Below are 20,043 nucleotides of genomic sequence, written 5' to 3'. Positions count from 1 at the left end.
GTAGTGTTTTACGACAGGTATAGAATGTAGACTTATACAGGTAAAGTATTCACGCATATGGAGCTGTCATGAAACGCAATCAAGACATCAAGCAGGTTCGTTGGGATTTGGCACTTCGTTATCGCTTGATCGAGACCGTCGCCTGGTGGGAAGGCCGGCTGACCACGGTGCATCTGATCCAGAGCTTCGGGATCAGTCGTCAGCAGGCGTCTAAAGACATCAACACTTACATCACCGAACATGCGCCTAAAAACCTTACATATGACAAGCAGCTGAAGGGCTATGTCCCCAGCAAACAGTTCAAACCACTGTTCATCGACGACAGCGCCAGCGCTTATCTGCACCTGCTGAACCAGACCCATTCCCGTGCGCCGCATGTGGAAGGGTTGGCCTTGGCGTATGCCCACACCATGGTGCTGGAGGTGCCTGACCGGACAATTCGACCTGAAGTGTTGCGCCCATTGCTTAAGGCATGCCGCGACAGCGAGGTTATTGAAGTCGAGTACGTTTCACTCGCTAACCCGGTTCCAGAAACTCGCTTGATTGCACCACACACACTGATTTACACCGGTATGCGTTGGCATGTGCGGGCGTATTGCGAGAAGAATCGTGAATACCGAGATTTTGTGCTGAGTCGCCTGCGCGGCAAACCTGAGTACGAACGCAAGACCGAGAACCTCATCGACGAGGATGAAGACTGGAACACCAAGGTAGCCGTGATCATAGAACCCGACTCAAGGCTCAAACCAGAACAGAAGGCAATCATCGAAGCCGATTTCGGCATGGAGGATGGCGTGCTGATCATTCCGACACGCCGCGCCTTGGTCAAGTATGTGTTGCAGCGTTTTCAAATCGATCCGAAAAAGCTCGACCCCAAAGCGGCGGCGCAGCAGATCGTGGTGAGGAATCTGGATGAGTTGAAGCCTTGGCTTTATGAGTGACTCAACCCGGCATTTTAATTCGTGACGCACTGCATCACGAATTAATTGAACCTCCGAGAGGGAAGAATAATAGGCGTGACTCTGGGCACTCTGGAAGCATTCGCCCCGTCCTATGTCCGGAGCGAATGTTGAGATGAGATGCGTTAAGGACCAGATCAGTCTTGCGGGCGCAGTTCAATCAGTGCCTGTTCGAACAGAATTCTATCGTTCTCTGCGGCCTTGTCTTGTTGCACCAGAGCCTGGCTTTGCGCGTCGATCCACTCATCCATAGGTTTGAATACCTGCTCAACCACCAGAGTGATTTGGAACTGGTAGGCCTGACGCAAATCGTGGACAAACGAACTGGCAGAGTCGTCGATGGCTTTGGTACGACGAGCTTGCGCTGCCTTCTCCGCATTCTCTGTACGAATAGCCTGGTAGATGTCGTACAACGCCACGCCGACCTGTACCAAAGGCCCCGCCCAGCGACCCGCTGTACTGGCCCAGCGTCCCATGGTCTTGGGGCCAATACCTTTGAACAGTTTGGGCAGAAACTCTTTTCCTAGCTCCAGTGCCGCTTTCACTCCCTGTTCAGTCATGTCCTTGACATTACCCATGGGGACTTTCTTCAAGGCATCCTTGATGGCTGGCGACAGGATGCTTTCACCAGCATCCTGCGGCGCATCCAGATCCGCATTCAGCATGGCGTCAGCGTGTCGGAGAGTGGACTCGGCCAGTTTCTCACCGATTTCACCGAGGCTCTGCTGAGTCTTGGGCAGCTCGTACTCCAGCGTGCGCATCAGTTTGTCGCCCAGAGACTGGACAACTTCTGCCGCCCCCTCTTCCATCGCCTGGTTGGTGTCACCCCTGACTTGTCCTTCTGCTACTGAAGTAATCAGACTGACAATTGCCTGCTTTGCGCTACGACAATCGCGATCCAGGTGATCGTTTAGGCATGCAGTCAGACGGCTGCGCTCGTTTTCAATCTGCAGTTTGGCTTTCGTCAGCGCTTCAGCCTGACGGTCATTGCCGGCCTGCACCAACCGCAAATTGGCTTGTTCGATCGCAACCACCAGGTCTTTGCGACAAGCCTTGAAGATTGTCCCGGTGTCGCTTTGCTCAAGGAAGTCACCCAGCGCCTCCTCCAAGTCAAGAATGCCGCTGGCGCTTACCAGCGGCGCCTTGTCTTCGAGTCGTCCTTTGAGGGCGCTTCTGGCATTGACCCATTGCACCGGGACCTTGTCCAGAATGTTTTCAATACCGCGCTCGCTCGCCGCACGCTGCAGATGAATGCGCAGGCGATCGGTGATGCCGACATAATCGCGATCGCCGACCGTAATACCTGCCTTGTTGTTGACGATGAGCATTAACCGGCGCTCTGAAGCGACGATATCGACCAGCCGCTCCCAGGTTTTCGCTTCGTCGGTGGCACCGCCTGCAGCGACCACGAACAACACAACTTCGCTATTTTGCAGCTGGTTCTCAGCCACCTCTTCATGCTCGATCGGCGCGTCGATACCAGGTGTGTCGAGCAGCGTGTAATTGCCCCAGCGGTACTCAGTTACCGCGGCCGTTTCCGGTCGATCCGCCATCTTGGCATCTGCCCGCCCCATCAAGGCATTGAGCAGGGTACTTTTGCCAGCGTTGTAGTTGCCGTAGACCATGATTCGAGGGTGTAACTGCTCAGCCTTGGTCTGCAACCGGGCTCCCAGCTCATCACGTTGTTGTTCGGACAGCCAACGGCCCAGCGGGGTGCTGACCCGTTCATAGGTGTGGATAACCCGTGCGAAGTCAGGCAATGCCATGGGACAGCTCCTTTTCGATTTCCTGAATTTGAGTAAGCGTGTGCTGGCGCATCTCTTTTAATGCGCTGTGGAAGTTTTTCAACCAGTCGGCAATGTCGATAAAGCACAATTGGTCCAGTTGCTCATACAGGACATTCAGCCGGTTCTCGGCAAGCTCAAGCAACTGTTCGCGGGTCCCCAGTGAAACTTCGTCGCGGTTGTCGCCCACAGCCACTTCGATTTCTTCACTGGTATTGAAGTATTCTCCCGCCGCGCCCCCAGCCTTGTTTCCCGCCCAGGCTCCAAGTGCGCCACCGATCAGGCCACCGATGACCGTCCCCACACCTGGCATGATCAAAGTGCCTAGAGCTGCCCCACCTTCAGCGCCCCCCCAGGCACCGAAACCTGCCCCGCCCGCCCTGCCGAATGACTCATTGCGGCGGGAGTCGAATTTGATTTTTTCAACGCGCTCTGAAAACTGGGGGGCCTCTCGGGCGACAGGTCCAACCGCTTGGTCGTGAATTTCAATGTTTTCGAATTTCTGGCCAATCGAATCACACAGTTCGCTGGCGTAATACTGGAAAGCATGATCGAGCAACTTACGGCAGGCTTCAGAGAAAGCCTGGTCGTTCATCGCATATTGATCGGCATACTTTTCGATCTGACCCGGTAATTCTTTTCTGAGCTGGCTCAGAATATGATCGACGCTCAGTTTCAGGTCCTTACGCGCGGCGTTCAGCCCTGTTCTGATATCAACCAGCTCTTTTTCCAGCTGATCCGTCGATTCGGCCAGCTTGAGGCAGAACGCCTGCAGATTCTTCAAGGGTGTCTGGCGCTTGAGGGCGAGCCCACTGGAACGGGCTATGTTGCCAATATCTGCGGCGAAGTCGGCCAGCCCACTGTCCTGCCAGCGTTGCGCCTGCTCCTGGGGGCCACCTTCCTCAGCATAACGCACCGAAATCGAGTGAATATTGATTTGATTCAGGAGCGATTGTGCTGATGGGTCGATTTTGGCCAGCTCCGACCCGACGTAACCAATCTGGTCATCACGATCGGATCGCGCCTTCATTACCCGTTGGTTAACCAAGTTACCCAAGTCATCAACATCCTCCTCAATCACATCACTGCCAGTGATAAGCACCATGAGATTTTTCTTTTTCTGGAGCAACCCGACGACCTCATTCATATCGGAGTGCCGGCCAGGACTGCTGGAGTTGCTCAGGAATACGATCAGGTCGGCACACGCGACATAGTCGTCGGCCAACTGGCCGTTGACGCTGTTGACCGAGTGAACCCCAGGGGAATCGACCCAGGTCATACCCGGCAACCTGAAACCCTGGATTGAGCTGGTCGCTTCCACCACGTCGACGCCAAAGCATCGCTGCTTGCTCATCAACTCTGCCGACATGGTTTCCGCAGTCCCGGTACTTTCGCGCCAGAAAAACTCGGGGCGAGGGGAAGCGCTGTCGATCAAGGCCGCGTCCGGAGCAGAGTTCCCGTAGGCGAGATAATTCCCCAGGGAGGATTTTCCAGCTTTGACCTTGCCGTAGACAAAGATCAGTAGCGAGTCATCGAAATCCTTGCGAAACGAAGTATTGCGCTCATAGTTTTCGACGTTCCTGATCCAGGCATCAAGCTGACTGTCGAGCCCCTGCTGACAGCGCTCAGCCATGTCCTGCAACGGGTGACGCTGCTCAAGCGGGCTTTCACGCCAAGGCGAAGTCTTGCGTGCGTCATTAAGCTTCCTCAGCTGAGCCTTGAGGACACTTTCCCGGCGATCGATCTGGCGTTTGACCTGATCGAACTCACCGGCAATCCCGGCGAAGACATTTAACAAATCATTTCGGTTGGCGTGGCGGTCGGTCATCGTGACTTATCCCAGCAATTCTTCTTTCAGGCGCTGAAGGCCCGTGATTTCTTTCTGAAGTGCGTGCGCCTGGACAGCTTGCTTCACCCAGATCGGGCTGAAGGCTGCACCGGGGGCAATTGTATCCAAGTGCTTCAACATAGCTTTTGGTTTGTTCGGCACCTTTTTGATTACAAAGGCACTAAGGCTGTCAAAACTGACGTGCAGCGCGCCCTGGTTAGTTCGATCGAGTACCGCAGGGTGCGTCGCAAATAAATCTTTCAGTTGGCCATCAACGTCGGCAACCAGTTGAGCCTTACGTTTCTCGAGGTTTGCCTGTTTGCGACGAGCAATGGCCTGTGCCTCGGCCTCACGAGTCTGAATGCGTGCCCTGCGTTCGGCCGCTTCTTTTTCTTCATCGTCGGAGCTGGCGACGGCAGCAACCACAGCGCCGATTAAGGGTACCAATAACCACCACATAGCAATGTTCTCTCAATCGGATTCAAGGGTTTCGCAGCGGCTGATGCGTTCTCGGGTCGTGCTGACCAACTGGTTCACACTCTGACTAAGCACCAGAAACGCCTGTGATTGTTTGGCTTCGACGGCAGCCAGTGTGCGTTCCCGCTTGGCGATGGCCTTATCGACAATGGCCTCCAACTTACTCAGACGCTGCTTATCTCGCGCACGGCGCACGGCATGCAACTCGCTTTCGGCGCGCTCGACAAGTGTCTTCAAATGGTGGTGCAGCACGTTGATGCCGCTATGTTCGATAAGGGCGGGCTTTTGCTCCAACACGCCTTTGCGGTATGTCGTGAACGAGGCCGGGATCAACGTGCGAGGTGCCTTGAACAACGCCGAGAGGATGGCACTGATTGCGTCCAGGCGATCCTGCCTTTGCTCCGACGCACTTTCGGCATGGGTCAGAACGACCAGTAAGCTGTCTTCGATATCAGGACGCCGATGTTTCAACTCATTAAGGAAGTTGATTTCTACGGTTTCCAGAGTGCCCGTGCCCAGGTTGTGGGCGAACAGGATAATGTCGGCCGTCGCCAAGCCACGCCAGGCGTGCTGGTCATCCTCGTTATTGGCGTCAATACCCGGAGTGTCTACGTAAGTAATCCCTCCATGGGTTAAGGTTTGCACCGTTTTAGTCGAGCGCACTGCTTTGGTTTCGAAGAATTCGTTTTCAAGATGGCCGGTCAATGCATTGAGCAGTGCGCTCTTGCCAGCGTTCATCAGGCCACAGACCGCTATACGCAAAGTCCGGTCGACGGTCTTTCCCTCTTGACGCTCCTGATACAAACGCGCGAATTCAGCTGACTCGCGATTGAGCTGAATCAGCCAATTTTCAGCTGGCATGAAATGTCCTTATTGCAGTGTCGGAAGCGCTGGCGCATCCGGGATCAAACACAAGTTGCCCCCAAGTCATAACGTTCAGCGCGCACCCTAGCGTCTGAACACCTGCAACCCGGATCATCCTCCACGCGATATCACTTTGCCACGCCTTAGTAACCTGTCAATCAAACGCAGATCTACAAGCAGCAATAAGGCGATGGGATGGACACTAAACCGGCCCCTGCCCCTTTCGCAAAAACTCGTTTTCCGCCTCCATTGACTTGTAAGACCGATACACCTCGTACCCTTTCTTGGCGATAACGACGAGGCCAACTGCGGCGAGAAAGTTTTTCAGCATGATCCATACTCCTGTTTATTGGCTGGTTTGAGCATAACCATGCCTCGCGACAAATTGCGTCGCCCCGAGAAAATCCATTTTAAATCGCCGACCCCGCTGTGACGGACAGGCTGATAACTCCATTGAAGGTTCAGTCGTTGGTCGCCTCAGCCTTTTGTTTTGTCGGCCTTCGCCTGGAAATCTTTAAGCGGCAAGCTCACTGGGGATTTACACTCTCCTGAGGACCACGATTCAAAGTGCTTCTCACATCTGTAATGCAAACTCAGTCCCAAGATGAATGATCACCCCCACCAGCCCTCCCACCAATGTTCCGTTGATACGAATAAACTGAAGGTCTTTGCCCACGTGTGACTCCAGTTGCTCCACCAGTTCCTTCTCGTTCCAGGCTTCGATGCGTTCAGCGATGTAGCGGCCGATCTCTGAGCGATAGCGCTCAACCAATGGGCCCGCCATTGCCAGAATCTGGTCGTTTATCCAGGCCTGCATCAAAGCGTCTTCGCTCAATGCGTCACCAAGCTTGCGAGTACCCTCCTCCAAGCGCTGGCGCGTTGTGGAATCGCTTCGAGTAATGTCTTCCTCAAACCAGGTCACTACATCGTCGACCATGTCAGTCAGGTAGCTGTGCAGGGCCGGGTGTTGAACGAGTTGAGCGCGCAGTTGTGCCGCACGCAAACGAAAAGCTGGCTCCTCCTTGAGCTTATGCACCAAGGCTCCCAACTGCTGGTTGAAATGTTTGCGCAACGGGTGTTCAGTGTCGTGGTTGACCTCGCTGATCACGTCAGAGATTCGCTCGACCAACTTTGCCGATGACCAGTTGCCGGCAACGTTGTGCAGAGGCAGTTCCTTGCCGAAAACGTTGAACCGCAAGAACTCGAACTCCGTGGCCAGAACGTCGGCGATGCGTTTTTTTGTCGCTTCGCCTTGCAGTGAAACATCGACTTGATTCAATACGGCGTCGAGTACCTCCTGTGCCCTCCCATCATCGGTGAGCACTTCCAGCAACTGACCACTCATTTTTGCCAAATCAACTTCTTCCAGGCGCGCCAGAGCAGTGCTGCGTACAAACTGGCGCACACGCTCGTCACGCAGGGCGCCAATACCATGCCCAGCCAGCTTGACGGCTAAACCCGACAAGACTGCGGCGTTGTCTTCCTTCGACAGCCATTGCGCCAACCGCCTGGCAGTATCAAATTCGCTGACCTTCTGAAGTACCTGCTCACGTGAAAGAAAGTGAGTACAAATAAAGTCCCCCAGGTTGGCGCCAATACGCGCCTTGTTGCGCGGGATGATAGCCGTGTGAGGAATAGGCAACCCCAAGGGGCGTCGGAACAGGGCAGTAACGGCAAACCAGTCGGCGATAGCGCCAACCATCGCAGCCTCGGAGAAGGCTTTCATGTACCCCCCCAACACGGGATGGGAGTGGATCAACATCAAGGCTGCGACATAGAGCGCTGCCGCCAACAAGAACAACCCGGACGCTATTGCCTTCATCCGCGCCAACGGTGAATCGAGTTTCAACATCAAAAAACCTTAAATGTAAGTACGCAATGGAGGTCGTCGTCACCCGCTTCCGCGACCATTGGCCTCAATTTTTTGTCTGGGGCCTAGATATGAGCCTGCGCTGGATGGACACTCAATGCGTCATCCAAAACACCTGCCCTATAACGTATCAGTGAATAGATACAAAACTTTATTACGTGATAGCTTAACGCCATATCGCGTCATAATGTGTCGCAGGGCTCATTGAATGCTCAATCCCGCCCCTCATCCGCCGATAAAACCATGATCCTCAAGGTCCCGCGGATCCCCTCAGCCAAAGGAAGCACCTGGAATGGATTACCAGTCACTCAAGACACGCCACCGTAACGAACGCGACGCGCACCACCCAAACCTTGCGCTACGGGTTCACCGAGCCCTGAGCTGGCTCAATCGTGCGGAACAGGCAGAGGACGTTGACGGGCGCTTCATCTTCCTCTGGATCGCTTTCAACGCTGCCTATGCCACCGATATTGATGAGCAGCATCGATTGTCCGAACAGGAGGCATTCAAGGCTTTCCTGCAAAAACTTTGTACGCTGGACACCGAGCACCTGATCGAAAAACTGGTTTGGTCAGAGTTTTCCGGGAGCATACGTGCACTGCTGGACAACCCTTATGTTTTCCAAAGCTTCTGGGATTTCCAGAACGGCAAGATCAATGAAGCCATGTGGGAGGAACGCTTGCGTAACGGCAAACGTAGCGCTCATGCAGCACTGGCCGATCGCGATACAGCCAAGGTGCTGGGGGTGATGTTTAACCGCATCTATACCCTTCGCAACCAAATGATTCATGGCGGAGCCACCTGGGACGGCAGCGTCAATCGCACACAATTGCGTGACTGCTCAAACCTGCTGGCAAAGCTTGTCCCCCTGGTGATCCTTCTGATGCTCGACAACCCGAAAACATTGTGGGGCGACGCCTGTTACCCGGTGGTCAAGTCGTAACCCACCTCTCGCTTGCGCAAGGAAAAGCCCATGCCGTCCGCCAAATCGCATTCCACTGTCAGCCGCCAATGGGAGTTGCTCAAGCACCTGCCAAAGCGTGAGTCCGGTATCACCGTGACGGAGTTACTGGCGCGTCTTGAGTCCTCCGGTTTCAACATCAGCCGGCGCACCGTCGAACGTGACTTGATTGATCTGTCGCTGGTGTTCCCGTTGCAGTGTAGCGAAGGCACGCCACAAGCCTGGTACTGGACGCCTGGCGTGAATGTGGAGCTGCAAGGCATTACGCTGAGCGAAGCCTTGAGCCTGACCCTGGTTGCCGACACCATCCGCCCATTGTTACCCGCCAGCATGCTCAGCGTGCTTGAACCGCGCTTTGTGCATGCGCGGCAGAAACTCAAGGGACTGGAGGACGATAACGCGGCTGCCCGCTGGCTGGACAAGGTCGCCAGCGTGCGACCGGACCTAAACCTGCAGGCGCCGGATATCGACCCACTGTTGCTGGAAACATTGCAGAGGGCGCTGATTAATGAGCGTCAAGTGCAATGTCAGTATTACTCGGCACACAACGACAAACTCAGTGAACTGACACTCAATCCATTAGCCATGGTACAGCGTGGGTTGGTGACCTATTTGATCGCCACAGCGCATCCGTATACCGATGTGCGCCAGTTTGCGGTGCATCGTTTTCGCAATGTCGATCAGCTCGATAAACCCGTAGAGGGATTACAGGCATTTGACTTGTGTGAGTACCTGGCCAGTGACGCCTTGCAGTTCGGCACCCCCGAAAAGATTCAGTTTCAAGCTTGGGTTAGTGACCATCAGACGCGGCTGATTCGTGAGACACCATTGAGTGCGGATATGACACTGGAGCCGTTGGAGAATGGCTTTCGAGTACGCTCGACACTGAGCAACACCTGGCAGTTGCACTGGTGGATTTTGTCCCTGGGCGACTCAATGGTGGTGGAGCAGCCGCCCGAGCTGCGGGCTCAGATTGGCAAAACACTGCATCGTGCGGCGGCAGCCTACCGGCCACTGGATTCAGTGGCGGATGCAATAGGTACCGTGGTTTCGCTACAAAACCTGGCAGGCGCGACACAAACCGTCGCACCAGGTTCGTAGGGTAGCGCCACGTCGCTGATCAGCAGTCTATTTTTCCTTATGCAACAACGTGCCAATCACGGTGCGTTGAACCACCAGCGTTCACAAGGAGCGTCAACGTGTCAGAAATGCTTATCACGTTCGGCATGCAACTCGATGGTCAGCGGGCAACACGAGCCAGTAATCGATTAGGGGCGTTGACCGTCGGGCCACAGGGACTGCTGGATATTCTGGAGACCCAGCTGGGCCTAGTGGCACGTCAGCCTTGTGCGGCACAACGTACAGCCACGTACCGCGATTGCCTGGCGCACTGCAATAACCCACTGCGCTTCTATCATGCCAGTTTTTCCTCCGATGAATTGGGGGTGGCTGCTGCATTGCTGGCCTGGCGGGGTGATTTGTATTTGCACGGTTGGGATGGGCGCGTCGGTGCCGACGCCAGCCAACGTCTGAAAGACCTTGCCGAGATCGAGACTCAAGCTCGCGTGCAGGTCGCCCCTTCCATGGGACAGCGCTTGCAAAATGTTGCCAAGGCGCTGGGCTCTCGTCGCCCCCCGATCAAGACCGTGCTGTTGGCTGACGCTTTCGAGCTTTATCCACTGGCCTGGCAAATGGTGCTGAATCTCCTGCCTAACGAGCGCCTGGAGATACCGGAGGGTAAGGCGCAAGGTTTTCTGGGGCAGTTGCAAATGCAATTGCGCCAGAGCATTGCCGGTGTAGAGGTCACGCCCATTCAATGGCAAGAAGATGGCACAGTGCAAGTTGTTCAAGCGCAAACTCGAGCATTGGCCGCCAGCTGGCTGAGCCGCTCACTGGGCCAGGGCACCCCCACCTTGCTGGTGACGGGTGACGAGGGTGGTTGTCTTGATGGTCATTTTATTGGTGCCGGCCAGGCTCGCCATGGCCTCAATGGTAGCAGCAATCTACGCCCTGCCCTGCAGGTATTGTCACTGGCCATGGAGCTGCTTTGGGCACCAGCCAACTACCCGGCACTCCTGCAGTTTTTGACCCACTCGATATGCCCGATTCGTTTGTTTGCACGTCGGCGCTTGGCAACCAAAATAGCAAGCTCACCCGGCCTCGTCGGGAGCAAGTGGGAGGATGCACTGGAGGAAATCGCAGCGCATTACGCTGCAGATGCGCCCGACGTACTTGCCTCGATTGACGAGTGGCTGAATATGCCCACTTTTACGACTGACGACGGCGTGGCGCCCAGTGAGGTGCTGGTACGTGTCGAACGGTTGCTGAAGTTTTTTAAAGCACGCCTGGGGCACCAAGAGCCCGCGCATAGATTCGCGGCTCAGGCAGGTTACGCTCAGTGTGAAGCAGCACTAGACTCCCTCAAGACCTTGCATCTTCAAGGTGTGGAGCGGTTAAAACCGCGGCAGTTGCAGCAGGTCATCGAGCAAGCCACAGCCAGCGGCGTGGATAATCCATTGCTGGCCGCACAAGTCGGCGCCCACTTGAGCGTCTCGCGTCCAGGTGCGGCCATTGAGCAAGCCGACACAGTGATCTGGTGGCACCTGAGCATGCCGGTGTTACCGCCCCTGTCGCCCTGGTCCAAGGCCGAACGCATTCAATTGGCCGATGCCGGGGTGGCGCTACCGGACGGTGCCACACTACTGACTCAAGCAGCCCGTGACTGGCTGCGACCAGTCCTGGCAGCAAACTGCCGGCTGATACTGGTACTCGCGCCACCACGGGAGGAAAGCCACCCGCTCTGGCAAATGATCGAAGCCGTTGTGCAGCAGCCAAAGGTGCATATTCTCGAGGAGCTTCTGCATAACCCCGGCCCGCTTTGCCAAGTCCAAGCATCGGCGCCACTGCCACTGCGCAAACGCTGGTGGCGCCTGCCACCCGACATCCCGATCGAGACGCCTGAGAAAGCGTCTTTCTCGAGCCTCAACCTGTTGCTGTTCAACCCTTATCAATGGTTGCTGCAATACGGAGCCAAGATTCAGGCGTCCAAAAGCCAGAGCCTGAGCGACGGTTTTTTGCTCTATGGTTCGTTGACCCATCGCTTGGCTGAGCACTTTTTCACTCGGCCGGACGCGCTGAGCATGAGCACCACAGATTTTAACAGCTGGTTCTCGACCCACTTCCCCCGTGTGGTACGTGAAGAAGGCGCGGTGTTGCTGATGGAGGGACGCGGTGCCGACCTGGCAACACTGCGCCATCGTGCGCTGCGTGCTTTGACTCGACTGCGATCGCACTTTCTCAATGCTGGCATCACGGTCGTAACGTCTGAGCAGGCGCTGGCTGGTCGTTTCGAGGGTGGCGCATTGGGCGGCTCTGCTGACCTGGTATTGACCACTGCGCTAGGACATCGAGCCATCGTCGACATGAAGTGGTCGGGGGGCAAGAAATACCCGGAGCAGCTCAAGGCAAACCGCCATCTGCAGTTGGCGATTTATGCCGAGTTGCTTCGTCAGGACAGCGGTTCATGGCCTTCCGTAGCCTATTTCATCCTTGAGTCCGCGCGCCTGCTAACCCCGGATGACCAAACCTTCAGAGATTCAGAGCAAGTGCCGGCCAATCCGCCAAGCACAATGCCTCAGCTGTGGCTCAGTTTTACCGAGGCCTGGAAGTGGCGGAAGGCGCAACAGGCAGAGGGGCGGTTTGAAGTTGCGCTGCAAGGTATTGAAGAGGATGAGGACTCGATCCCTCCCGATCAGGCGATGCTGATGGAATACCTTAACGAAGCCTACAACGACTACCTGGCCTTGGCCGGATGGGAGCAATGACAATGTCGACCACCGCACACATCACATTTATCAGTGCTGGCGCCGGCAGCGGCAAAACTCACCGGCTTACTGAAATACTGCACCAGGAGTTGCTTGATCAGCAGGTCCAGCCTTCGGGTGTGATTGCCACGACCTTTACCCGAAAAGCCGCTGCCGAGCTGCGCGAGCGGGTCCGTAGCCACCTTCTCAAGCAGGGCCAAATCAACCTAGCCACAGCCATGGGCCAAGCCCGTATCGGGACCATCAACAGTATTTGCGGGCAATTGCTTGAGCGTTTTGCATTCGAAGCAGGCATGCCACCCGAGCAACGTGTGTTGGAAGAAAACCAGGCAGCCCTGCTACTGAACAAAGCGGTTGACCGGGTCCTTGATTGTGAACGCCTGGATAATCTACTCGCCGTCGCCCGACGTCTGGGCCTTGAAGACACCAATCAACAAGGCGACTTTGCTAATACCAACTGGCGCGATGAGTTGCGCAAGCTTTTGAGTCAGTTGCGCACCAACGACATTGATCTTGAACTGTCCCGTAGTTTTGCTGACCGAAATGCCAACGACATGCTGAAGCATTTCCCCAAACCGACCACAGCCGACTTGAACGGCGAGTTGTTGCACAGCATTCCTAAGGCACTGGATCTGTTACAGGCAGCTGGCAGCGATAAAAAGAACACTGAAGCCTACATAACGTTGCTTACCCGCTTCCACTATGAACTGCAGCAAGGCAACGCGCGCTGGAGTGATTGGGCAAAACTGGCGAAGGAAGCTCCTGAGGCAAAGCTCAAGCCATTGGTAACAACCCTCTCTGAAACCATTGGCCGCTACGCCGAACACCCGGATCTACATGGCGACATCCGCGCCTACCTCGAACAGGTTTTCGGCCTGGCCATTGATGTATTGAACGTGTACGAACACAACAAACGTGAGTTTGGCGTACTGGACTTTGCCGACCAGGAACATGCCTTGCTCAAGTTGCTGGACAACCCAGCCGTGGCGCAGGTGCTCGAGGATGAGCTCGATCTGATCATGGTCGACGAGTTCCAGGACACCAGCCCGATGCAGCTGGCGATATTCCTCAAGCTTTCACGCTTTGCCAAAAAGGTTTACTGGGTCGGGGATATCAAGCAGGCGATCTATGGTTTTCGGGGCAGCGACTGTGCGCTGATGCAAGCCATCCTCAAGGCATTGCCCGATATGGGTGGCAAGAAACAGGTATTGCCTAACTCTTGGCGCTCACGTACCGAGCTGGTCGAACTGGCGAACGATGTATTCAACAAAGCCTTCGCCAACAGCCTGGAAACAAAGGACGTTGAGCTGATACCGACCCGCACGGATCAACTACCCGGCCCAGCCTTCGCCAATTGGGTACTGGACGGCAAAAATGCCGAATTGCAAGTCAACGCGTTGGCCGAGGGGATTGGCCAACTACTGGCTAGCCGTTATCAGGTATTCGATAAACCCCGCCAGGAAGCCCGAGCGGTACGCTTGGGCGATATCACTGTGCTTTGCTACTCCCACAGTAACGTTGCGAAAGTAGCAGCAGCCCTCGCTACTCTGGGCATCCCCTGCTCCACAGCACAACCAGGGCTGCTAGCAACCGCAGAGGCAACTCTGGCACTGGCGTGTTTGCGCCGATTGAACGACCCGGCCGATACCCTGGCAACGGCACAGATTATCTCGTTAACCGAAACCGAAGGGCCGGAAAGCTGGGTTGCCGAGCGCCTGCGCTACCTCAATGCAGGACACCCCAAAGCGCAGTGGCGTGAACTGAGCCTCGGCGAGTTTTTGCAACACCCGCTTGTGGCGGCCGTTGCACAACTGCGCACAGATCTGCCAGTGCTGACACCAGTAGAGGCGTTGCAACGCCTGATCGCCGAGTGCGATTTACCCTCGCGTGTTACCGGCTGGTCAACCTCGACAGCGCTGGCGCAAAAGCGCTTGGCCAACCTTGATGCATTGATCGATCTGGCGCAGCAGTATGAGGATCTCTGTCGAAATGGATTAGGGGCGGCATCCATCTCCGGGCTGTTGTTGTGGCTGGACGAAATCGCCAACGCCAAAAATGATGCACTGGCCACTCCTGCGCTGGATGCCGTTCAAGTGATGACTCATCACGCCAGCAAAGGTCTGGAATGGCCGGTCGTGATTTTGATGGATCTGGCACGCGATATCAGCGACCGGTTATGGTCAGTCTCGGCTCAGTCCAATAGCGCATTCGATCCACATAAACCATTGCATGACCGCTTTATCCGCTACTGGCCATGGCCGCTGGGCAAACAGAAAGCGGTTCCGTTGAGCGAAACGTTCGAACAGACCGCCATGGGCCTGGCGTGCCGGGCTGAAGCCGTTGAAGAAGCAAAGCGCCTGCTCTACGTGAGCATGACCCGCGCCCGAGACCTGCTGGTCATTGCCCGTTCGAGTAGAAAGATCACAGGAGAGTGGCTCGACACTGTCCAGGCACCCTGGTTGATGACGCCTCCCGGGCTGTCGACTTTGAAGCTGCCGAATGGAAAAGAACTGCGCGCCGATTGCCAAACGCTCACTGCCAGTGATTCACCTGTGCCCGTGGCGGTGATTGAACAGAATCTGCACTGGTTTGCCCCGGTACAAGCGATCCAGCCTCGTTTGCCACTGGGCTTCCAACCGTCCAGCGGTGGCGCTCGCACCAGCACCGCAGCCCGCAATACATGCCGGATCGGCACTCGCATCGCCTTCCAAGGCAGCCCGGAAATGAGTGTATTGGGAACGGCCATTCATGCCAGTTTGTGCCTTTCATTCACTGACCCCAACTTCCCCCTCACCTTAGACGAAGTGCAGGACCTGTTGCAGAGCCACGCAGTGCACGAGCACGTGAATGCCAGTCAGGTCATCGCACAGCAATTGGCCTTGCACGCCTGGATCGAATCCCGCTGGCCAGAGGCCAAAGCCATGGCTGAGTACCCGGTGCAACAGTTGCTGCGCTCGGGTCAGGTGCTCAATGGTCGGATCGATCTTCTGCTGGACACAAAAGATGGCTGGGTGCTCATTGACCACAAATCCAACCCGGCGCCCGAAGCCCAGTGGGAGCGATTGGCCGAGGAACATGCTGGTCAGCTTGATGCTTACGCCCAAGCGATTGAGGCGGCATCGGGTCGGCCTGTCATCGCCGCATGGCTCTTTCTGCCGGTGGCCGCGGGAGCGATTCAGGTTTTTTAGCCGCCGACGTGATTCCACATTCGCGTAAACGACCAATCACGGCGGTCGGGTTGATCTCGGCCGCTGACATCACAAGGAAAAAAGCATGACGCTGTATGAATCAATCCTGCTGGAAGTGCGCAACGGTGCGCTGAGCGAACCCTTTGAAGTGCAAGAACTGACTAGCGAACGTCGTCGGGTCATGTGCTCTATAGAGCAGAAGCTGGTTGAAAAATATCGTATCGGATTCGAGTTCTTTATGGAATCGACGATCGGGACGACCATCGCCAACTACGCGCAGGACGAGCAGACGGGAGCCGGCGGCTACAATGTCGAACAGGGTGCCGAAGCAAAGTACCTGCGAGTCAAGCCTGGCGTATACAAAGTAAAAGAACTGAATGGTCCGCTATAGCCGCCAGGCAAAGTTTCAGGCTCAGGGCTAACCAAATAATCGCTTTACTTTCGCCACGGCCACTTCCAGGGCCGTGGCTTGTTCCATATTTACATCCCGACTTTTACAACGCGGGCAAACCTCAGGACAGTCTTCGAATCGCAAGACATCACTGAGCGGGATAACCGTTTGGCTCCAGCCACAATCTTTGCAACGCATGGTGAAAGGACGCACTGGCCTGACCATAGAAACCCCTCAATCTGTTGGCACTTATTCCAGACTACAGCGTGTTGCGACAAGATGAGTCGTTAGCCGAAATCAGATCCGAGCCTAGCGATGCCGTTCATTGACAGGATGTCTTAGAAACCTCGAGCAATATAGCCTCGCGTCCATAGATGCCGGCAGTCCTTGCACTCGAAATCCTGACTCACCTCATGGTCTGTCACGGTCACCTGCCGCGACTTGCGCTGCCCTGTCAATCTTTCGATGACAAGATGCTCCACGGATCGGACTTGATAAACCGCCTCATGAGAGCGGACCATCTTTATCGCTCTATGGTGACAACTGGGGCACTCTTTGTTTTTCTGGTGTTCGATCCAAAGGATCTGAAGATGGGGAATTAGCCAGCTTGAGGCGCTGAGCACTCCAGCGATGATCAACTGGTCCGCCGACTTGGCCGAGAACGTGATGATCTCGAACGCGCCAAGCACGCACAGCTCACCAAAAAAACTGCCCCAGAGTACAGCCCAGAGCAGTCGATACCTGCACAATTGCCGATAGCTCGACTCTCGTCTGGCAATCTGTTCAGCGAACGTTGTGTCTTCTGTCCGTACAGCTACGCCACTGACGGCTGACAAATACTCGTCACCATCGAAAGCGTTGTTATAGAACTGCTGAGCCTGCAACTGTAGCTGGGCACAAAATTCGTCCGGAAGAACCGTATGCTCATTTTTCTCGTCAGATTGAAGCTTGAGCTTCAGTACTTTGGCATCACACAGGCAGCGAAGAATCTTTTGAGATGGCTCGATGAAAAACATGCCGATTTCGTAGAAGCTACCCCCGCGATATTCGCTGCTTCTGTTTGTCTGGTACTTCAAGTCAAACCGTTGACGGTCGACCAATAGGGTCAATTGAGATGGTAACCAGCTGCCTGAGCGAGTGGTCTTGATCTCCACATCAAGAATCATGCGGTCTGAAGCAGGACGGATATTGCGGCGCCATGAGAAGGTAATCTCATACATGCCGGAGCGATGCCGGCAGTGGCGCAGGTGCTCAATCGTGGTGAGGCCATCGAACTCATCCCGTTCGACGGACACAAAATCGGACTTGATGTCCATCAAGCCCCCCCTTTCTGACTGATACACAGTTGATGTTCGTTAAACACCGCATCCTTAATGATCACTGGACTGCCGGGTGTTTACGTTCCTGTGTTCGGGTTCTTAGCGCGAGCCTTTGCCAGCATCTCGTCCAGCTGAGCCAGCAAATCGTCTGCGCTGATCTCGACAAACTCCCCGCATGATGCGGCCAAGATCTTCTCGGCAAATTCAGCGCTGTACTCCGGGTGAGGGTAGCCCGGGGCAGCTTTATCGATTGCTGTGAAGCACCACTCGCCGCCCACTTCCTGGCCCATAAGGCTATCGGCCTCCTGCAGGCCAAATAGCGTGGATTGATACTTCGCATCACAAAGATTTGGGCATGCCTGCATCACGGCCTTTCTCAAGTCACCAGCGCTGATGCCGTCAGCGGCGAGCTGCATAATCAAAGCCTGCAACGGATTCATGTCGCGCATCCTGCACCTCACTCATTTAGAATGACCTCCCCGTCAAGCAACGAAAGGAAGTTGTCGATCAGGTCTTAAGCCGCTAAAGCTAGACGCTGATCACCCAGGTCGTAGCCAATCATGAAGAGTGCAGCCTCCAGGGCACGCAGCGGGTCATTCGGAGTGGGCACCAAATGGAAGCGGCTGCCGGCGGCGCTTGGATGCGCCAGGACCGCACTCAGCACCCAACTGGCGCGCATATTCCACATTGCGTGATGATGGCCTGAGCGCAAGACCTTGAACTTGAGCCCGCCGGCACCAGGGTCGCGGCGCTTGGGAGCGAGCGTATTCTCTCCTTCCTTGGCAGCGGCCCAAGGGAAGCACAGCCCTTCAGGAACCTTAGACAATCCGTATGCAAGGCAAAACTTTACGACCATCCAGCCCAGACTTGCGGCAACGCGGCTGTCGTAGATGATGAAGTCTTTGCAGAGCAAGGAGTACACCTTGGTCATCCCAGAGTTGAAACGAAGGTTTTTCGAACGCAAGACAGGTGCATGGCTGTCGCCGGCGACTATCGCAGCTTGTACGTCTTGCAACATGCGGCCAAGCCCGAGCTCATTCTTCTTCAGCCAATCCACATTGTGGGCAGTTACACCCCCCCAGCGCATCACGTCGACGGCTGCATCTAGAGTGCGCGAGTCGCTCCCACAAGCATTCACCAAGTCCTGACGCAGGGCAGACAAAGCGATACCGTTGCTGCTGGAGCAAAACCCTCGATTGAAGCCTAAGCGGGCATTACCCGGATGGTTCCAACGGTAGTTTTCGAAGGCGTTGTACAGGCTGCTACATGACCATTTCTCATCAGTCTTGCGATTGACATATTGATGATTAAAGTGCACTTGTGAATCGAGCTCAGTGGCCAGCCAGCTGATGAACCCAGAAACGTCAGGAAGGGCTAGATAGGTTTGGTCGTTCATGAAATGCTCCTGTGGGCTGACACATGTAGTCGCAGGATTGCTTGTCAGCCAGTACATAGTCCCAGCAGATAAACCCACTTTTTGTCCCTGAGCTTCAGCAATGATAAATCATCACCGACGCCGTACCGCTTTGCGCAAAATTCTTCAACGCGAAGGCAAGTCCCTGTCGACGGCGGATATCCACACTGAACTATGTCGGTGGTTCAATGATTTCAGCCTCCATGTAAAAACCACACTGCGAGACCTCGAAGCTCTGACCGAAGCCGAGTTGGTAACTCAGGGTGAAACCGGCTCAGATAAGAAATCAAAATATTGGAAAACCGGTCGGGGCAGCTTCGACTTGACGCTCTCTCCCACAGAGGCAATGACGTTGGCCGCTATTTTCGACCACGCAGAGCGCTTCGGCTTCCCACCACATACGGTACAACTGACCAAGCTACGCGAATGCGCAACCACGGAAATAACCAAGCACTCCAAGCGGACTGTCGCCTGGACGCAGCAAATCACTTCGGGGACCCGTTTTACGCTGCTCAAACCCGGTAAATATGACCCTGCGCATCTCGACCTTATCCAAGGGGCGATTCTGGACGATGCTTCGCTTGAGGTGACCTACCTTCCAAGAGACGCCGGAGGCGTTGAGTGCATTTACCTACTTAAACCCTTGGCACTTTCCTATCAGGATTCAAACGTCTATCTGTCTGCCTACGTGCTCGAGGAGCAGTGGCCGCAGTCGGATCCACCCGCGTCAGACACCTACCGCGGCAAGTACAGCAGTAACGGCCCCAAGTCGATGTGCGCCCTCATGCTGCATCGAATGGTAGAGGTCAAGACGAGTTGGCAGAAAATACCTGGCCCGGCCAGCTACGACTTCAACTCCTTTGAGGTCCAAAAGCACCTCATGACGATACACGGCGAAAGTCCCATCCAACTCAAACTACGTCTTAGCCCCAACCTGCACAATCGGCTTACCGAGAACCCGCTGGCTGAAGACCAGGTTGTAGTGCAATACGCCGACGACCGATGGGACTTGAGCTGCACCCTCCACGACACCCAAGGCTTGCGCCTGTTCCTGCTCAGCAATGCTGGGGACATTGAAGTGCTCGCCCCTCCAGTAATACGAGCACACGTGCGCGAAACGCTTCGTCGAGCAGCGAGTGTATACGCGGGCGATTAATTGCCCGG

Annotated in this window: 15 protein-coding genes; 7 read left to right on the top strand and 8 right to left on the bottom strand. The window is 55.4% G+C overall.

Annotated features, from left to right (window positions below):
* The first annotated feature begins 68 nt into the window (after positions 1–68).
* Entirely contained in the window at positions 69–941 is an 873-nt protein-coding gene (locus K5E40_RS19890) for a WYL domain-containing protein (protein ID WP_170037966.1), read from the top strand.
* Between the two features lie 155 nt (positions 942–1,096).
* Here the strand turns inward: K5E40_RS19890 and K5E40_RS19885 are convergent, their stop codons facing one another.
* The 5 genes from K5E40_RS19885 to K5E40_RS19865 all read right to left on the bottom strand — a co-directional run bounded on the left by K5E40_RS19885 (position 1,097) and on the right by K5E40_RS19865 (position 7,764).
* On the bottom strand, positions 1,097–2,725 hold the full coding sequence (locus tag K5E40_RS19885; protein ID WP_169864281.1) for a GTPase: 1,629 nt from the start codon (positions 2,723–2,725) through the stop codon (positions 1,097–1,099).
* A complete protein-coding gene (locus K5E40_RS19880) occupies positions 2,712–4,571 on the bottom strand; it encodes a hypothetical protein (protein WP_169864279.1) in 1,860 nt (619 codons plus the stop codon). The genes K5E40_RS19885 and K5E40_RS19880 overlap by 14 nt, the downstream gene beginning before the upstream one ends.
* Positions 4,572–4,577: 6 nt before the next feature.
* The gene (locus tag K5E40_RS19875) at positions 4,578–5,030 is read right to left on the bottom strand and encodes a hypothetical protein (RefSeq protein ID WP_170037964.1); all 453 of its coding nucleotides are present in this window, start codon (positions 5,028–5,030) and stop codon (positions 4,578–4,580) included.
* A gap of 12 nt (positions 5,031–5,042) precedes the next feature.
* Entirely contained in the window at positions 5,043–5,909 is an 867-nt protein-coding gene (locus K5E40_RS19870) for a GTPase (RefSeq protein ID WP_169864276.1), read from the bottom strand.
* Positions 5,910–6,486: 577 nt separating this feature from the next.
* Complete coding sequence (locus K5E40_RS19865; protein ID WP_169864275.1) at positions 6,487–7,764, bottom strand: DUF445 domain-containing protein; 1,278 nt, start codon at positions 7,762–7,764, stop codon at positions 6,487–6,489.
* 310 nt (positions 7,765–8,074) lie between these two features.
* On the opposite strand from K5E40_RS19865, the gene K5E40_RS19860 reads away from it, so the two are divergent.
* From K5E40_RS19860 to K5E40_RS19840, 5 genes are all read left to right on the top strand, one after another.
* Positions 8,075–8,725, top strand: coding sequence for a HEPN domain-containing protein (locus tag K5E40_RS19860; RefSeq protein WP_169864274.1), 651 nt, complete (start codon positions 8,075–8,077; stop codon positions 8,723–8,725).
* A 30-nt stretch (positions 8,726–8,755) separates the two neighbouring features.
* Positions 8,756–9,844 carry a YafY family protein gene (locus K5E40_RS19855; RefSeq protein ID WP_169864273.1) on the top strand — a complete coding sequence of 363 codons (1,089 nt, stop codon included), beginning with the start codon at positions 8,756–8,758 and terminating at the stop codon, positions 9,842–9,844.
* Between the two features lie 107 nt (positions 9,845–9,951).
* Complete coding sequence (locus tag K5E40_RS19850; protein WP_178123929.1) at positions 9,952–12,567, top strand: PD-(D/E)XK nuclease family protein; 2,616 nt, start codon at positions 9,952–9,954, stop codon at positions 12,565–12,567.
* Between the two features lie 2 nt (positions 12,568–12,569).
* Positions 12,570–15,755, top strand: coding sequence for an exodeoxyribonuclease V subunit beta (locus K5E40_RS19845; RefSeq protein ID WP_170037960.1), 3,186 nt, complete (start codon positions 12,570–12,572; stop codon positions 15,753–15,755).
* An 85-nt stretch (positions 15,756–15,840) separates the two neighbouring features.
* Positions 15,841–16,146 (top strand): hypothetical protein, encoded by a 306-nt coding sequence (locus tag K5E40_RS19840; RefSeq protein WP_047227866.1) that lies wholly within the window; start codon positions 15,841–15,843, stop codon positions 16,144–16,146.
* Positions 16,147–16,484: 338 nt separating this feature from the next.
* Here K5E40_RS19840 and K5E40_RS19835 read toward each other — a convergent pair whose 3' ends face one another.
* The 3 genes from K5E40_RS19835 to K5E40_RS19825 all read right to left on the bottom strand — a co-directional run bounded on the left by K5E40_RS19835 (position 16,485) and on the right by K5E40_RS19825 (position 18,861).
* Positions 16,485–17,462, bottom strand: coding sequence for a hypothetical protein (locus K5E40_RS19835; protein WP_170037958.1), 978 nt, complete (start codon positions 17,460–17,462; stop codon positions 16,485–16,487).
* Positions 17,463–17,542: 80 nt separating this feature from the next.
* Positions 17,543–17,905 carry a hypothetical protein gene (locus tag K5E40_RS19830; RefSeq protein ID WP_233097144.1) on the bottom strand — a complete coding sequence of 121 codons (363 nt, stop codon included), beginning with the start codon at positions 17,903–17,905 and terminating at the stop codon, positions 17,543–17,545.
* Between the two features lie 74 nt (positions 17,906–17,979).
* Positions 17,980–18,861 carry a hypothetical protein gene (locus K5E40_RS19825; protein ID WP_169864271.1) on the bottom strand — a complete coding sequence of 294 codons (882 nt, stop codon included), beginning with the start codon at positions 18,859–18,861 and terminating at the stop codon, positions 17,980–17,982.
* 100 nt (positions 18,862–18,961) lie between these two features.
* Between K5E40_RS19825 and K5E40_RS19820 the strand changes: the two genes are divergently transcribed.
* Positions 18,962–20,035, top strand: coding sequence for a YafY family protein (locus K5E40_RS19820; protein ID WP_169864270.1), 1,074 nt, complete (start codon positions 18,962–18,964; stop codon positions 20,033–20,035).
* Positions 20,036–20,043: the final 8 nt, after the last annotated feature.

Origin of the sequence: Pseudomonas baetica (genome assembly GCF_019733355.1) — a bacterium.
In the GTDB taxonomy this organism is placed as follows: domain Bacteria; phylum Pseudomonadota; class Gammaproteobacteria; order Pseudomonadales; family Pseudomonadaceae; genus Aquipseudomonas; species Aquipseudomonas baetica_A.
The sequence above is the reverse complement of the archived record's forward strand: the minus strand, read 5'-3'. Positions and strand labels throughout refer to the sequence as shown.

Excerpts from the sequence above, each read along its gene's own strand:
- K5E40_RS19890 (WP_170037966.1), top strand. The coding sequence starts at position 69 with ATGAAACGCAATCAAGACATCAAGCAGGTTCGTTGGGATTTGGCACTT.
- K5E40_RS19885 (WP_169864281.1), bottom strand. The coding sequence starts at position 2,725 with ATGGCATTGCCTGACTTCGCACGGGTTATCCACACCTATGAACGGGTC.
- K5E40_RS19880 (WP_169864279.1), bottom strand. The coding sequence starts at position 4,571 with ATGACCGACCGCCACGCCAACCGAAATGATTTGTTAAATGTCTTCGCC.
- K5E40_RS19875 (WP_170037964.1), bottom strand. The coding sequence starts at position 5,030 with ATGTGGTGGTTATTGGTACCCTTAATCGGCGCTGTGGTTGCTGCCGTC.
- K5E40_RS19870 (WP_169864276.1), bottom strand. The coding sequence starts at position 5,909 with ATGCCAGCTGAAAATTGGCTGATTCAGCTCAATCGCGAGTCAGCTGAA.
- K5E40_RS19865 (WP_169864275.1), bottom strand. The coding sequence starts at position 7,764 with ATGTTGAAACTCGATTCACCGTTGGCGCGGATGAAGGCAATAGCGTCC.
- K5E40_RS19860 (WP_169864274.1), top strand. The coding sequence starts at position 8,075 with ATGGATTACCAGTCACTCAAGACACGCCACCGTAACGAACGCGACGCG.
- K5E40_RS19855 (WP_169864273.1), top strand. The coding sequence starts at position 8,756 with ATGCCGTCCGCCAAATCGCATTCCACTGTCAGCCGCCAATGGGAGTTG.
- K5E40_RS19850 (WP_178123929.1), top strand. The coding sequence starts at position 9,952 with ATGCTTATCACGTTCGGCATGCAACTCGATGGTCAGCGGGCAACACGA.
- K5E40_RS19845 (WP_170037960.1), top strand. The coding sequence starts at position 12,570 with ATGTCGACCACCGCACACATCACATTTATCAGTGCTGGCGCCGGCAGC.
- K5E40_RS19840 (WP_047227866.1), top strand. The coding sequence starts at position 15,841 with ATGACGCTGTATGAATCAATCCTGCTGGAAGTGCGCAACGGTGCGCTG.
- K5E40_RS19835 (WP_170037958.1), bottom strand. The coding sequence starts at position 17,462 with ATGGACATCAAGTCCGATTTTGTGTCCGTCGAACGGGATGAGTTCGAT.
- K5E40_RS19830 (WP_233097144.1), bottom strand. The coding sequence starts at position 17,905 with ATGAATCCGTTGCAGGCTTTGATTATGCAGCTCGCCGCTGACGGCATC.
- K5E40_RS19825 (WP_169864271.1), bottom strand. The coding sequence starts at position 18,861 with ATGAACGACCAAACCTATCTAGCCCTTCCTGACGTTTCTGGGTTCATC.
- K5E40_RS19820 (WP_169864270.1), top strand. The coding sequence starts at position 18,962 with ATGATAAATCATCACCGACGCCGTACCGCTTTGCGCAAAATTCTTCAA.